At 70.9% G+C, this 13,905-nt stretch carries 16 protein-coding genes; 10 read left to right on the top strand and 6 right to left on the bottom strand.

The window, feature by feature from the left end; translation table 11 throughout:
- Nucleotides 1–97 precede the first annotated feature (97 nt).
- Nucleotides 98–292 carry a hypothetical protein gene (locus tag AB0J68_RS12880; RefSeq protein WP_354860207.1) on the top strand — a complete coding sequence of 65 codons (195 nt, stop codon included), beginning with the start codon at nt 98–100 and terminating at the stop codon, nt 290–292.
- A gap of 254 nt (nt 293–546) precedes the next feature.
- On the opposite strand, the gene AB0J68_RS12875 is transcribed toward AB0J68_RS12880, so the two are convergent.
- The 5 genes from AB0J68_RS12875 to AB0J68_RS12855 form a co-directional block, all read right to left on the bottom strand.
- Nucleotides 547–978: a hypothetical protein gene (locus AB0J68_RS12875; protein ID WP_354860209.1), complete on the bottom strand. Its 432-nt coding sequence runs from the start codon at nt 976–978 to the stop codon at nt 547–549.
- A 208-nt stretch (nt 979–1,186) separates the two neighbouring features.
- A complete protein-coding gene (locus AB0J68_RS12870; protein WP_354860212.1) occupies nt 1,187–2,392 on the bottom strand; it encodes a cation:proton antiporter in 1,206 nt (401 codons plus the stop codon).
- Nucleotides 2,393–2,397: 5 nt separating this feature from the next.
- Nucleotides 2,398–2,898 (bottom strand): TrkA C-terminal domain-containing protein, encoded by a 501-nt coding sequence (locus AB0J68_RS12865; RefSeq protein WP_007454242.1) that lies wholly within the window; start codon nt 2,896–2,898, stop codon nt 2,398–2,400.
- Nucleotides 2,899–3,066: 168 nt separating this feature from the next.
- Nucleotides 3,067–3,324, bottom strand: coding sequence for a GntR family transcriptional regulator (locus AB0J68_RS12860; protein WP_355064787.1), 258 nt, complete (start codon nt 3,322–3,324; stop codon nt 3,067–3,069).
- A 40-nt stretch (nt 3,325–3,364) separates the two neighbouring features.
- The gene (locus tag AB0J68_RS12855) at nt 3,365–4,495 is read right to left on the bottom strand and encodes an epoxide hydrolase (protein WP_363938356.1); all 1,131 of its coding nucleotides are present in this window, start codon (nt 4,493–4,495) and stop codon (nt 3,365–3,367) included.
- An 84-nt stretch (nt 4,496–4,579) separates the two neighbouring features.
- Here AB0J68_RS12855 and AB0J68_RS12850 point away from each other — a divergent pair, with 84 nt between their 5' ends.
- The 9 genes from AB0J68_RS12850 to AB0J68_RS12810 all read left to right on the top strand — a co-directional run bounded on the left by AB0J68_RS12850 (nt 4,580) and on the right by AB0J68_RS12810 (nt 12,843).
- The gene (locus tag AB0J68_RS12850) at nt 4,580–5,224 is read left to right on the top strand and encodes a helix-turn-helix domain-containing protein (protein ID WP_363938354.1); all 645 of its coding nucleotides are present in this window, start codon (nt 4,580–4,582) and stop codon (nt 5,222–5,224) included.
- Between the two features lie 86 nt (nt 5,225–5,310).
- A complete protein-coding gene (gene clpB / locus AB0J68_RS12845; protein WP_363938359.1) occupies nt 5,311–7,902 on the top strand; it encodes an ATP-dependent chaperone ClpB in 2,592 nt (863 codons plus the stop codon).
- Nucleotides 7,903–7,977: 75 nt separating this feature from the next.
- Entirely contained in the window at nt 7,978–8,385 is a 408-nt protein-coding gene (locus AB0J68_RS12840) for a hypothetical protein (protein ID WP_363938351.1), read from the top strand.
- A gap of 208 nt (nt 8,386–8,593) precedes the next feature.
- A complete protein-coding gene (locus tag AB0J68_RS12835; protein ID WP_363938348.1) occupies nt 8,594–9,196 on the top strand; it encodes a DUF4178 domain-containing protein in 603 nt (200 codons plus the stop codon).
- Between the two features lie 88 nt (nt 9,197–9,284).
- A complete protein-coding gene (locus AB0J68_RS12830; protein WP_363938345.1) occupies nt 9,285–10,142 on the top strand; it encodes a hypothetical protein in 858 nt (285 codons plus the stop codon).
- Nucleotides 10,143–10,214: 72 nt separating this feature from the next.
- Nucleotides 10,215–10,880: a hypothetical protein gene (locus AB0J68_RS12825; RefSeq protein ID WP_355064609.1), complete on the top strand. Its 666-nt coding sequence runs from the start codon at nt 10,215–10,217 to the stop codon at nt 10,878–10,880.
- A gap of 10 nt (nt 10,881–10,890) precedes the next feature.
- Nucleotides 10,891–11,700, top strand: a complete 810-nt coding sequence (locus tag AB0J68_RS12820; protein ID WP_354860233.1) for an SDR family oxidoreductase — start codon at nt 10,891–10,893, stop codon at nt 11,698–11,700.
- Between the two features lie 168 nt (nt 11,701–11,868).
- Nucleotides 11,869–12,408, top strand: coding sequence for an orotate phosphoribosyltransferase (gene pyrE, locus AB0J68_RS12815; RefSeq protein WP_007454251.1), 540 nt, complete (start codon nt 11,869–11,871; stop codon nt 12,406–12,408).
- Between the two features lie 57 nt (nt 12,409–12,465).
- Nucleotides 12,466–12,843 (top strand): metalloregulator ArsR/SmtB family transcription factor, encoded by a 378-nt coding sequence (locus AB0J68_RS12810; protein ID WP_007454255.1) that lies wholly within the window; start codon nt 12,466–12,468, stop codon nt 12,841–12,843.
- A 169-nt stretch (nt 12,844–13,012) separates the two neighbouring features.
- On the opposite strand, the gene AB0J68_RS12805 is transcribed toward AB0J68_RS12810, so the two are convergent.
- Entirely contained in the window at nt 13,013–13,834 is an 822-nt protein-coding gene (locus AB0J68_RS12805) for a DedA family protein (RefSeq protein ID WP_354860239.1), read from the bottom strand.
- Between the last annotated feature and the right edge of the window lie 71 nt (nt 13,835–13,905).

Genomic DNA, 13,905 nt, shown 5'->3' with positions numbered 1-13,905 from the left:
CGCCGGATTTTCCGGCGCGGACCAGGCCGTTTCCGTTAGCCTGTCGATACGGGTCCTATCGCCTTAATTCGGGCCTATCGGCGCGGTTGGGGGAGCGATGACGGAGCAGGCGAAGAGCCTCGCTCAGCAGACGGAGGAGCGGTTGGAAAGTCTGGCCGACACCGTCCGCGAGAAGTTCGACAAGGTCACCGAGGCAACCTTTCGCGACCGGATCAAGGAGGGACGGTTCGCCGACCAGGACGACCACGGCGTCGACCCGGCCCGAGCCGAGACCGAGCGCAAGCAGGACTGATCCGGTGACCGACGTGCGGGCCGGGACCCACGGGGGGTCCCGGCCCGTTCGCCTTGCTTGCTTGCTTGCTTGCTTGCGCGGGCCGGGACGCGGTGACGCTGCGTCCCTGCGCTACCCGGTCATCGGCGGGCCCGATGTCCCGCCGTCGTGACCCGGCGGACGTGATCGTTGGCGGCTGAGCGACTCGACACGCCGGGCAGCCGACTGCTGAGCTGCCAACGATCATCGTGAAGACGGCCTGGTGGCGATTCTGCTCAGCCGAGGCGGCGGTTTTCGCGGACCAGGCCGCCCTCGCACCAGTCCCGGTAGACGAAGAGGTCCGGCCGGGCCAGCAGGACGCGGCCGTTGTGCGCCCAGATCCTCATCAGCTCGTCGCCGTCGCGCTCGGCCTGCTCGACCAGCTTGCGGAAGCGGCGCTTGGGATGGGCACGAAAGTTCGTCCGGATGCCGTCCGCGGCGTAGATGTAGAGGCAGTGCAGCGCGAAGCGCCGCGCGGGGCAGGTCGCGTCCATCGCCAGCTCGAAGAGCGTCAGCACCAGGCGGTCGCCGGAGACCAGGAGGTCCCAGTCGGGTGGCATGGAGGACAACGGCACCGAATCGGGCTGGAACGCCCAAGCTCGCAACTCCGCCGGCGTCGGATCGACGGGGTTGGCAAAACCGTGGAACGTCGACTCCTGCACGCTCACCGGCCAACCTTCCGCTCTCGCCCGCGTCTGGCAACGCTGCCTGCGGACCGTGGCTGCTGGGGCGAAACGGTAACCCGCCGTCGAGTGCTGCGGTAGTACCCGCAGGGAGCAATTCGGCATCCGTCGGCCGGCCTGGCCCGAACGGCCGTTCGGGTGTCCTGGCCAGCGCCGCTGCCGCGCCGACAAGGGCACGGCAGCGGGCTGAACGTCAGTCGTGGATCGGCACCGGCTCCCGCCGCTGGGCCGCCGCGCGGTTGCGCAACCACCGCTTGAACCACGGGAAGTCGGGCAGCCGGGCCAGGATCGGCCCGGTCACCACGGTGATCAGGACGTACGTCGCGGCGAGCGCGGCCAACCGCGGCTCGACGCTGCCGGCCGCGACCGCGAGCCCGGCGATGACGATCGAGAACTCACCTCGGGGTACGAGGGCCAGGCCGGCCCGCCAGCGACCGGGTTCGGCGATGCCGACCCGGCGGGCCGCCAGGTAGCCGGTGAGCGTCTTCGTGCCCATGGTGACCACGGCCAGGGCGAGCGCCGGCAGCAGCACCGGCGGGATGTCCTGCGGGCTGGTGGTCAGGCCGAAGAACACGAAGAACACCGCGGCGAACAGATCCCGCAGTGGCGAGAGCAGCTCGGTGGCATGGTGGGCCACCGGGCCGGAGAGCGCGATGCCGACCAGGAATGCGCCGACCGCCGCCGACACCTGCAGCTTCGCCGCGATGCCCGCGATCAGCAACGTCAGGCCGAGTACGCCGAGCAGCAGCGCCTCCGGGTCCTTCGCCGACAGGGCGGACGAGATCAGGTGGCCGTACCGGATGGCGACCACCAGAACGATCAGCACCGTACCCACCGCGACGGTGAGCGCGATCCCGCCGCCGACCAGGCCGCTGCCTAGCAGCACGGCGGTGACCAGGGGCAGGTAGAGCGCCATCGCCAGGTCCTCGATGACCAGCACCGAGAGGATCACCGGGGTCTCCCGGTTACCGAGCCGACCCAGGTCGGCGAGGACCTTGGCGATCACGCCCGACGAGGAGACCCAGGTGATGCCGCCGAGCACCAGGGCGGCCACCCAGTCCCAGCCGAGCAGCAGGGCGAAGATGGCGCCGGGCAGGGCGTTGAGCAGCCCGTCGATCAGGCCGGCCGGTGCTGCCGAGCGCAGGTTGCCGACGAGCTCGTTGGCCGAGTACTCGAGGCCGAGCATCACCAGCAGCAGGATCACGCCGATCTCGGCGCCGACCGCGAAGAATTCCTCACTGGCGTCCAGCGGCAGCAGCCCGCCGTGCCCGAACGCGAGCCCGGCGAGCAGGTAGAGGGGGATGGGAGAGAGGCCGATGCGTCGGCTGAGCCGGCCGAGGAGCCCGAGCAGCAGCAGGAGCGCGCCGACTTCGATGAGCAGCGTGGTGAGATCGTGCATCCGCCTCAGCCGTCCGGGTCACTGTCGGCGAGGATGGCGGACACGCCGTCGAGACCCTGACGGGTCCCGACGACGACCACCACGTCACCGGCCGCGAAGCGGAAGGAGGGCTCGGGCGACACGTTCACCGTGCCATCGCGCAGCACCGCCACGATCGAGGCGCTGGTGCGGGTACGCGCCTTGGTGTCGCCGAGCATCCGGTTGACGTACCGCGAACCGGCCGGGATGGCGATCTGCTCGGTGAGCAGACCGGCAGCCTGCTCGCGCAGCCCGGAGAGCTGACCGAGCATCAGCGACGCGCCGAGGATGTCGGCCAGCGCCTCCGCCTCGTCGTCGGTCAGCGGAATGTCCGCCTGGCAGGAGTCGGGATCGTCCGGGTCGTAGAGGACAAGATCACGGCGGCCATTGCGGTGGGAGACCACGCCCAGGCGGCGTCCGGACTCCGTCACCAGATCGTGGCGTACCCCGATCCCCGGTAAGGCGGTCTGCTCGACACGTACTCGCACCCGCCCAGGCTACCGCTAGGTGAACAGACGGCAGATCTTGGAAGCCACGTCCCCCGCCCGGCCATGATCAACACGGGATCGCCGATATCGCGGTATCCCAGTCGGCGGGACACCCCCAGATCAGCGATCTCGTGTCGATCTAGAGCGCGCGGCCGCGAGTCGGGGGGTCTACGGCTTCCCCGCCACGAACACGCCGACGCCTTCCAGCGTCTCGGTCAAGCCGGTCGCACGGAGGATCATCATGGCCTTGCCGACCACGGTGTCCGACACGCCGTACTCCTTGCCGACCACGGTGTCCGACACGCCGTACTCCTTGCAGAGCTGCGACCGGCTCGGCAGCTTCGTGCCGGGCGGCCACGCGCCTGATTCGACAGCGGGTTGATCGACTCGGTTTCGGTGATGTCGGGGTGTCCCGTTAGCCCGGATACCCCGATTTCCAGGACGTCGAGTCGATCTACCGGCGCGGTCAGCGGAGGGTGGCGAAAAACTCGCGGATGTCGCCGACCAGGGCATCGGTGGCCTGGTGAGCGGCGTAGTGGCCGCCGATGTCGCCGCGTCCCTCGACGTCAGTCTCGTACGCCGTCCAGCGGACGATGTTCGCGTGGTCCCGTTCGGCGAAGCGGCGGATGGACTGGAAGTCGCCGGGGAACATGGCCAGCGCCGTCGGTGCCGTGGTCGGCTCGGACGGCTGCTGACCGGCGTGCGCGTCCTCCCAGTAGAAGCGGATCGCCGAGGCGGCCGTGCCGGTGAACCAGTAGAGCGCCACGTTGGCCAGGACGAAGTCGTCGTCGAGGCTCTCGTCGAAGAGTTGGGCGTTCCAGGCCAGCAGGCCGACGGGCGAGTCGGCCAGCCCGTACGCCAGGGTCTGCGGCTGCTGGCTGTGCACCTGGTTGAAGGAGAACTTGTTCTCGTAGAACCACTGGAGGTGCCCGAGCGCCGCCTGGTCCGCCTCGGACAGCCCGGCGAACTCGGCCGGGTCGCCGGACGGGAACGAGAAGAGTTGCGTGACGTGCACGCCGAGGACGTGCTCGGCGTCGATCCGGCCCAGCTCCGGCGCGACCATCGAGCCGGCGTCGTTGCCGACCGCGCCGTAGCTGTCGTACCCCAGTCGGTTCATCAGCTCGGCCCAGGCGCGGGCGGTGCGGAAGCGGTTCCAGCCGGCGCTGCGGGTGGGGCCGGAGAACGCGAAGCCGGGCAGCGACGGGATGACCAGGTGGAAGGCCGGCGCCGCCGGGTCGCTTGGCTCGGTGAGCGGGCCGATCACGTCCAGGTATTCCAGCACCGAGCCCGGCCAGCCGTGGGTGAGCACCAGGGCGGTGGCGTCCGGCCGGGACGACCGGACGTGCAGGAAGTGGATCTGCTCGCCGTCGATCTCCGTGGCGAACTGCGGGTGGGCGTTCAGCCGGGCCTCGACGGCCCGCCAGTCGAACCCGTCCCGCCACCGGTCGGCGAGCGTGCGCACCCGGTCGGCGCTCATGCCGTACGTGTCGCCGGCACCGGGCAGCTCGGCCGGCCAGTTCGTGCGGCGCAGGCGGGCGGCCAGGTCGTCGAGGGCGGTCTGCGGGATCTCGACGCGGAACGGGCGGATCACGGTCATTTCGAACTCCTCCGGAACGGAATGTTTCGTTCTGCAATCACGCTATCAGACCGGAACGATCCGTTCCAGTGTTAGTCTCTGGTCATGTCGACGACGTCTCCCAAGGCCCTGGCCGGCCGCCGCGCCCAGGCCGCCCGCAACGACGAGGTGATCCTCGAAGCCGCCCGCGCCGTCTTCCTCGACGACCCGAAGGCGCCGATCGCCGCCGTCGCGGACCGCGCGGGCGTCGGCATCAGCGCGCTCTATCGGCGGTACGCGGGCAAGGAGGCTCTGCTGCGTCAGCTCTGCCACGACGGGCTGCGCCGCTACATCGCCGTGGCCGAGGAGGCGCTCGCCGAGCCGGACGACTGGACCGCGTTCGCCGGGTTCCTGGCCGCGGTGGTCGACGCCGACGTGCACTCGCTCACCGTCCACCTGGCCGGCACCTTCACGCCGACCGAGGAGATGGGCCGGGACGCGCTGCGCGCCAGCGAGCTGGCCACCGCGCTCGTCGAACGGGCGCACGCCAGTGGGCGACTGCGCCCCGACGTGGTCGTACAGGACCTGGGGCTGGTGCTGGAGGCGTGTGCGGCGGTGCGCGTACCCGATGCGGAGCGGACCCGCCAGCTGCGCCGCCGGCAGCTCGCGGTGCTGCTCGGCGGCCTGTCGACGGCGCCGGACTCCGACCCGCTGCCCGGCCCGCCCCCGGCGACCGGCGAGTTCGACTGGCGGTGGCGGCCCCGGGAGTGATGACCGTCACAGCGGTAAGGTTGAGCGGAATACGCTCAACTCTGGTTGTGTCCAACCCAGTGGACAACGCCGATCCGGGGGAGCCCATGAACACCGAGAAACTCACCACCAAGAGCCGCGAGGCCATCACCGGCGCCGTCGCGCTGGCCAACCAGCGTGGCCACGCCACCGTCGAGCCCTGGCACCTCCTGCTGTCCCTGCTGGACACCGACGGCTCGACCGCCGCCGGCCTGCTGCGCGCCGTCGGGGCCGACCCCGCCGAGCTGCGCCGGGCCGCCCAGCGGGCGGTCGACGCCCTGCCGGCCGCGCGGGGCTCCAGCATCGCCGAGGCCACGCTGGCCCGGGAGTTCGTCAACGCCATCGGCGCCGCCGAGCAGATCGCGCGGCCGTTGGGCGACGAGTACACCTCCACCGAGCACCTGCTCGCCGGCCTGGCCCGGGTCGGCGGCGCGGTGTCCGCCGCGCTGAAGTCGGCCGGCGCCACCGAGGAGGCCCTGGTCGCGGCCTTCCCGACCGTCCGGGGCGGAGACCGGCGGGTCACCACCGCCGACCCGGAGCAGACCTACCAGGCCCTCAGCAAGTACGGCGTCGACCTGACCGCCAGCGCTCGCGACGGCAAGATCGACCCGGTGATCGGCCGGGACTCGGAGATCCGCCGGGTCATCCAGGTGCTCTCCCGTCGTACGAAGAACAACCCGGTGCTGATCGGCGAGCCCGGCGTCGGCAAGACCGCGATCGTCGAGGGCCTCGCCCAGCGGATCGTGGCCGGCGACGTCCCCGAGTCGCTGCGCGACAAGAAACTGGTCTCGCTGGACCTCGGCGCGATGGTCGCCGGCGCCCAGTACCGGGGCCAGTTCGAGGAGCGGCTGAAGTCCGTCCTGGAGGAGATCAAGAACTCCAACGGGCAGGTCATCACGTTCCTCGACGAGCTGCACACCGTCGTCGGCGCCGGCAAGGGCGAGGGCTCGATGGACGCCGGCAACATGCTCAAGCCGATGCTGGCCCGCGGTGAGCTGCGGATGGTCGGTGCCACCACGCTGGACGAGTACCGCGAACACATCGAGAAGGACCCGGCGCTGGAGCGGCGCTTCCAGCCGGTGCTTGTCGGCGAGCCGACCATCGAAGACACCATCGGCATCCTGCGCGGGCTCAAGGAGCGCTACGAGGTGCACCACGGCGTGCGGATCACCGACGCCGCGCTGGTCGCCGCCGCGACGCTCTCCGACCGGTACATCACCGACCGGTTCCTGCCGGACAAGGCGATCGACCTGGTCGACGAGTCCGCGTCCCGGCTGCGGATGGAGATCGACTCCCGCCCGGTCGAGGTGGACGAGATCGAGCGCGCGGTCCGCCGGCTGGAGATCGAGGAGATGGCGCTGGCCAAGGAGCCGGACGCCGCGTCCGCCGAGCGGTTGGCGCGGCTGCGCCAGGAGTTGGCCGACAAGCGCGAGCAGCTCACCGTGCTCTCCGAGCGCTGGCAGACCGAAAAGAGCCACATCACCAAGCTCTCCACCGCCAAGGAGGAGCTGGAGCGCCTGGGCGGCGAGGCCGAGCGGGCCGAGCGGGACGGGGAGCTGGAGCGTGCCGCCGAGCTGCGCTACGGCCGCATCCCCGCCCTCAAGGTCGAGCTGAAGCAGGCCGAGGAGGAGCTGGCCCAGCTCCAGGCCGACGGCGCGATGCTCAAGGAGGAGGTCGGCGCGGACGACATCGCCGCGGTGGTCGCCTCGTGGACCGGCATTCCGGCCGGCCGCCTGCTCGAAGGCGAGACGGCAAAGCTGCTGCGGATGGAGGAGTCGCTGGGCGGCCGGGTGGTCGGCCAGGCCGAGGCCGTGAGCGCGGTGTCCGACGCCGTACGCCGGGCACGGGCCGGTGTCGCCGACCCGGACCGCCCGACGGGCAGCTTCCTCTTCCTCGGCCCGACCGGTGTCGGCAAGACCGAGCTGGCCAAGGCGCTCGCCGAGTTCCTCTTCGACGACGAGCGGGCGATGGTCCGCATCGACATGAGCGAGTACGGCGAGAAGCACTCGGTGGCTCGCCTGGTCGGCGCCCCGCCCGGGTACGTCGGCTACGAGGAGGGCGGGCAGCTCACCGAGGCGGTGCGCCGGCGGCCGTACTCGGTGATCCTGCTGGACGAGGTGGAGAAGGCCCACCCGGACGTCTTCGACGTGCTGCTCCAGGTGCTCGACGACGGTCGACTCACCGATGGCCAGGGCCGCACGGTGGACTTCCGCAACGCGATCCTGATCCTCACCTCCAACCTCGGGTCGTCGGTGATCAGCGACCTGACACTGGCCGAGGAGCAGCGCCGGGAGGGCGTCCTGGCCGTGGTCCGGTCGCACTTCAAGCCGGAGTTCCTCAACCGGCTGGACGACATCGTGGTCTTCGCCGCGCTGCGCGGGGATGATCTGCGCTCCATCGTGGACATCCAGCTGGACCGGATGCGGCGGCGGTTGGCCGACCGGCGGCTCGGCCTGGAGATCACCGAGTCCGCGCGTCAGTGGCTGGCCGAGCACGGCTACGACCCGATCTACGGCGCCCGCCCGCTGCGCCGCCTGGTCCAGACCGCCATCGGCGACCAGTTGGCCAAGGCCCTGCTGAGCGGATCAATCCGAGACGGCAACACAGTAAAGGTAGACCTGAACGCTGGCGCCAACTCCCTCACGGTAACCCCGGCCTGACCCGCGGTGATCAAGAGGTTTGCGTCATGGGTACGTCTTCTCATGACGCAAACCTCTTGATCAACAGGGTGAGAGGTGGGCGGGGAGGGAAAGGGTTGGGGCATGTTCGGGATGCGTAAGGCTTGGGAGCGGGACCTTGGTGCGGCCGTGGACGAGTTGGTCACCGCCGACACGCTTGCTTTCGGTGGGGTGGGGATCGCCGGTGCGACCTTGCCGGTGACCGAGGCGTACCAGCGCGTCGAGGCTGCGCTCGACGACCACCCCGAGGAGGTACGCCGGCAGCTCGACCGGCTGCTCGCCGAGGGTTCACCCGCCGGCCGGGCGTACGCGGCGACGCTGCTGGAGCGTGCCGACCCGGCGGCGGCCCGAGCGGCGTGGACGTCGCTGCGGGACGACCCCACCGAGTTCACCACCTTCGTCGGCTGCGTCATGGGGCGCTCCACCCTCGGCGACTACGCCACCCAGCGACTCGCGGCGGCGTGACCCGGCCGCCGCACCGGCCGGTCGCGCACCCGACACCGACCGCTGGCCGCCCCGGCACGGGAGAGCGGCCCGCATCCGGGTATCCACAATGACCACGGCCGGCGACACCCCGGCTGCCGTCGGTAGCTGAGCTTTCGGTCACGACGCGACTCAATTCGGTGCGCGAGGTTGTTACCGTCTGCGCCGACGTACCTGGGGAGGTGGTCGGGTGGACGGGTCGCTGACGTACCTGATGGCGGCGGTGGTCGTACTCATCGTGGTCGTGCTCGTGTTCGTCGTGCGGGCCCGGCGGCGGGCCGCGGCCCGGCCCACCGGCGTGCCGCCGGCCGCCCGGCCCACCCTTGACGGCGCCCACCGACTGGCGCCGGGTGATCGCGTGCGGATCGGCCAGCGGGAGTACGTCGTGAGCGGCACCATCCGCCTGGTCGAGGGGGACTGGAGCTGGGTGCAGCACCTCCTCGACGACGCCTCCGGCACGCCACACCGGCTCTCCGTCGAGGGCGACGGCGACCCCGAGTTGGAGTTGGTGCTCTGGACCGCCGAGCCCGGCGCGACCGTCACCCCCGGCGCCCCGACCATCGACCTCGGCGGGCTGCGCTACACCTGGGCCGAGACCGGGCAGGCCCGCTACACCGCCACCGGCGAGACCGGCCTGCCGCCGGCCGGGACGATGCGCTACCACGACTACCAGTCGGGCCCGAACGCCCGGCTCTCCTTCGAGGCGTACGGCGAAGAGGGCTGGCGGGTCGCCCGCGGCGACCTGCTCGATCCCGCCGACCTGGCGATCCGCCCCACCGACGACGGGCGCTGAGCGACCCGACGCGCCGCCGCATTCGGCACGGCATGCCGGAGTGGCCGGTTGCCGATACGGTGTGGGCCCGATCTAGGGAAGGAGAATCGTGGTCGAATCCCAGAGCACGCCGGCCCGCCAGCGGCCATCCACCGTGACGATTTCCAGCTACCTGCTCTTCCTGTTCCTGGCGTGCCAGGTGATCAGTCTCATCCTCACCCTCTCCACCATCGGCAAGACCCGCGACGTGCTCCGCGACGCCTACTCGAGCAGTACCGCCGAGGGCGCGGACCAGGTGGCGAACTTCGTCTTCGCGTTCGCCCTCGGCGCCGGCATCCTCGTGCTCCTGCTCGCGGTCGTGCTGGCCGTGCTGGCCATCTTCAACAACCGGGGTAGCAACGGTTCGCGCATCACCACCTGGATCGTCGGCGGCATCATGGTCTGCTGCACGGGTGGCACCGTGCTCAACGGCGTGGGCGGCGGCTTCACCACCGGTGGGAACAGCGGCGGCGACATGCCGAGCAGCGAGGAGGTCCAGCGCCGTCTCGAGGAGGCGCTGCCGTCCTGGATCGCCCCGGTCACCATCACGCTCGGCGTGATCAGCCTGCTCGCGCTGCTGGCGGCGCTCATCCTGCTGGCACTGCCCAAGTCGAACGAGTTCTTCCGCAAGCCCGCCGCGGCCTGGGAGCCCCCGACCCCCGGCACCAGCTACCCGGGCTACCCGCAGGCGTCCGGCCAGCCCGGTTACCCGCAGGCTCCCGGCCAGCCGGGCTACCCGTCCAGCGGCGAGCCGAGTTACCCGTCGAGTGGTGAGCCGGGCTATCCGTCGACGCCGGGCCAGGCACCCGGGTCGGAGCAGCCGGGCACCCCGCCGTCCGCGCCGCCGTCGGGCCCGTCCGGCACCGACCGGCCGGACGACACGCCGCCTGCGGACCGCCCCGGACCGACCCCGCCGTCGACCAGTTGACCGCTGGATAAGCACGACGCCGACGATCCCTCCGAGTAGGTTGCAACCCGACGCCTACCGGAGGGATCCGTCGTGTCGTACCCCGAATCGGCACCGCCCCGCCGGCCCGCCGTGGTCCTGGCGGCCTCGGCCGTGCTGCTGGTGATGGCGGTGGGCGCGCTCGCGTACGCCGTCGTCGACCTGGCGGTGCTGGGCCGGACCGTGGACGCGTTCCGGGCTGCCGCTCGGGACACCTCGGCGAGCCCGCAGCAGATCGACGACGTGGTGACCCTGCTGCGGGCGTCGGCGGTGCTGACCGCGGTGGTGGCGGCCCTCTCCGTGCCCGTGCTCGCCGGCCTGGCCCTCGGGCTGCTGACGGGTCGGCGTGGCGTGCGGGTGGCCACCTGGGTGGTCTGCGGGCTCGGCCTGCTCGCGGGCTGCTGCAGCGTGGCGGTGCTCGTCGGCGAGCGGGCCGCGCCGCTGCGGCTGGGCGCCGACGAGCGGGCCACCGCCGAGCTGCTCGGCCTCATCTCGGACGCGTACCCGTCCTGGTGGATCCCGCTCAACGCCGGGCTTTCGGTCGGGCAGGCCCTCGGTTACCTTGTGGTAGCAACGCTGCTGACCCTGCCGGCGGCGAACGCCTGGTTCGGTCGACACCGCCCCACGTCACCCACCGCGCCGTCCGCCCCACCCGCGTTTCCGCCCGCACCGCACCAGCCCCCGCCGGCGTCCGCCGCGCCCCCGTACCCGCCCAGATGAGGACCCGCCCGTGACGCTCGATCCCACGACCACCGAGCGACGGGCCCTGATCACCGGTGCCACCGCCGGCATCGGCGCGGCGTTCGCCCGACGCCTGGCGGCCGACGGCTGGCATCTGGTGCTGGTCGCCCGGGATGCTGACCGACTGGGCGAGATGGCCGCCGAGCTGGGCTCCCGGCACGGCCGTGCCGTGGAGACGTTGTCGGCGGACCTGTCCACCGACGACGGCTGCGCGACCGTCGAGCAGCGGCTGACGTCCGACAGCCCTGTCCACCTGCTCGTCAACAACGCCGGCATCAGCCTGAACAAGCCGTTCCTGCGCTCCACAGCGGAGGACGAGGCACGGCTGCTCCGGCTCAACGTGCACGCCGTCATGCGACTGACCCTGGCGGCGCTTCGGCCGATGACCGAACGGCGCGACGGGGCAGTGATAAATGTCTCTTCGGTTGCAGGGTTTGGCGCGGTGATGCCCGGATCGACCTACTCGGCCAGCAAGGCGTGGGTCACCAATTTCAGCGAGTCCGTCGGCCAGTCGGCACGCCCATTCGGTGTCCGGGTGATGGCTCTCTGCCCCGGCTACACCCGCACCGAATTCCACGAACGGGCCGGCATCAACATGTCGAAGACGCCGGAGTGGCTGTGGCTGCGAGCCGAGGATGTCGTCGACGAAGCCCTACGTGACCTGCGAAAAGGCAAGTTGGTAAGCATCCCCGCCTGGAAGTACAAGGTGGCGGTCGCCGGTCTGCGACACGCGCCGATCCGGCTGCTCCAGGCGGTCGCCCGCGACACCCGCAGCCGGATCGGTCGCGACGAGAACTGAGCCGTCGGTGCCCGCTCGCGCCGAAAGCTCCGTCGTCGGGCGTTGGCGCACCGCCTCCGGGTCGGTCGCTGAGCGTAGTCGAACATCGCCAACCGTCGGTTCCTCGCGGGGCTGATCAGGGAGGGCCGTGCACACGCCGTTCAGACTTGCGCAGTAACCTCTATCGCCATGGGGGACCACGACGACCTGCGTAAATTCATTACCGACCTGGCTGTGGTCCACGGACGGGTCGTGCTCTCCTCGGGGCGCGAGGCAGACTGGTACGTCGATCTCCGGCGTGTCACGCTCCATCACCAGGCCGCTCCGTTGGTCGGTCGGGCGCTGCTCGATCTCACCGCCGACTGGGAGTACGAGGCCGTCGGTGGGCTCACCCTGGGCGCGGACCCTGTCGCGCTCTCGATGCTGCACGCCGCCGCTCCGACCGGCCGCGCCCTCGACGCCTTTGTGGTGCGGAAGGCGGGCAAGGCGCACGGTCTGCAGCGACGGATCGAGGGACCGGAGGTGGCCGGCCGCCGTGTGTTGGCGGTGGAGGACACGTCCACAACGGGCGGAAGTGTGTTGACCGCTGTCGAGGCGCTTCGTGAGGCCGGAGCCGAAGTCGTGGGCGTGGCGGTTATTGTTGATCGAGGCGCCGGCGACGCGGTGCGAGCCGCCGGATTGCCGTACAGGGCGGCCTATACGTTGGCTGACCTCGGCCTTGTGGCGTAAAAGTTTGCCGATTCGGATCTGCTGATATGCAGGCGGATCGATGCTGCTGGTGGAAGGATGGAATACGTGGGAACTGCGTTGGCCGAAATGACAATGCCTCAGATCTCGCCGCTTGCCGGTGAGCCGATCGAACGTGCCGATGCCGAGCGTCTCGCGGGGGTCCTCAAGGCCCTTGCGGATCCCGCCCGGTTGCGGCTGCTCAGCCTGATCCAGTCGGCCCCCGAGGGCGAGGCGTGCGTCTGTGACTTGACCGCGCCGCTCGGCCTCTCTCAGCCGACGGTCAGTCACCACCTGCGTATCCTCACCGAGGCCGGCTTGCTGGAGCGGGAGAAGCGCGGTGTCTGGGCGTACTACCGGCTGGTCCCGAGTGCGATCGCGACGATCGCCGACCTGCTGACCCCGCCGCGTAAGCGGGCCACCAAGAAGGCCCGCTGACATAGGCGCTGCGCACCGTCCCATGCCGGGGCGGTGTCCGGTGGCGAACCAGGGGTGGCGCCACCGGTAGGTGATACCTGCTCGTCCTCGGCCGCACCGCCGGAGGGCGGGCCTGACATGCCGACGGCCGACCCCCTCACCAGGGGGCCGGCCGTCGTCGTATCTCGGATCAGCGCTCCTGGCCGTGCCCCGGGTGCCGACGGTCGTGCGGGTGCTCGTCGTGGTCGAACTTCTCGCGTACCGCGTCGACCGCGCCCGCGGCGCTGGCCGCCGCGACCACCGCGACCGCCTCGCCGCGCTTGCGCGCCCGCCGGTCACGCAGGAACTCGAAGAAGATCGGCAGCACCGAGATCAGGATGATCAGGGCGACCACCGGCAGGATGTAGTGGTCGATCTTGTCGCCGATGGCCTTGTAGATCCGGTCGGCCAGCAGATAGCCGATCAGCAGGATGCCGTCCACCCAGAGCACCGCGCCGACGATGTTCCACATCAGGAACTGCCGAGCCGGCATGCCCAGCGCCCCGGCGACCGGGTTGAGGAACGTCCGCACGATCGGGATGAAGCGCGCCAGCACCACGGCCTTCGCCGGGCCGAACTTCTGGAAGTAGTACTCGGCCTTCTCGACGTACTCCTTCTTGAAGAGCCGCGAGTTGGGCCGCTCGAACATCCGCCGGCCGTACCGCGCGCCGAGCCAGTGCCCCAGCTGGGCGCCGAGGATCGCGCAGATCGGCCCGCCGATCAGCAGACCGGCCAGCGAGAGCCGGGTGCCGTCACCGAAGATGGCGTCCGCCACCGGCGAGGCTGCCACGCCGGCGAGGAACAGCAGCGAGTCGCCGGGGAAGAAGAAGCCCACCAGCAGGCCGGTCTCGGCGAAGAGGATCACCCAGACGCCGACCAGCCCGAAGGTCTGCAACAGGTCCTTGGGATCGAGCGGGTTCAGGGCGACGCTCTCCGTGAGAGCACGGGTCTTCTCAGCTGTGTCCACGGCCACAAAGGGTACCGAAGCCCGGTGCCCGCACCGCGCCGGACCGGGCCCTACCACCCGCTGGCCGTAAACGACGG

Source organism: Micromonospora sp. NPDC049580 (assembly GCF_040675595.1).
GTDB lineage: Bacteria > Actinomycetota > Actinomycetes > Mycobacteriales > Micromonosporaceae > Micromonospora.
The sequence above is the reverse complement of the archived record's forward strand: the minus strand, read 5'-3'. Positions and strand labels throughout refer to the sequence as shown.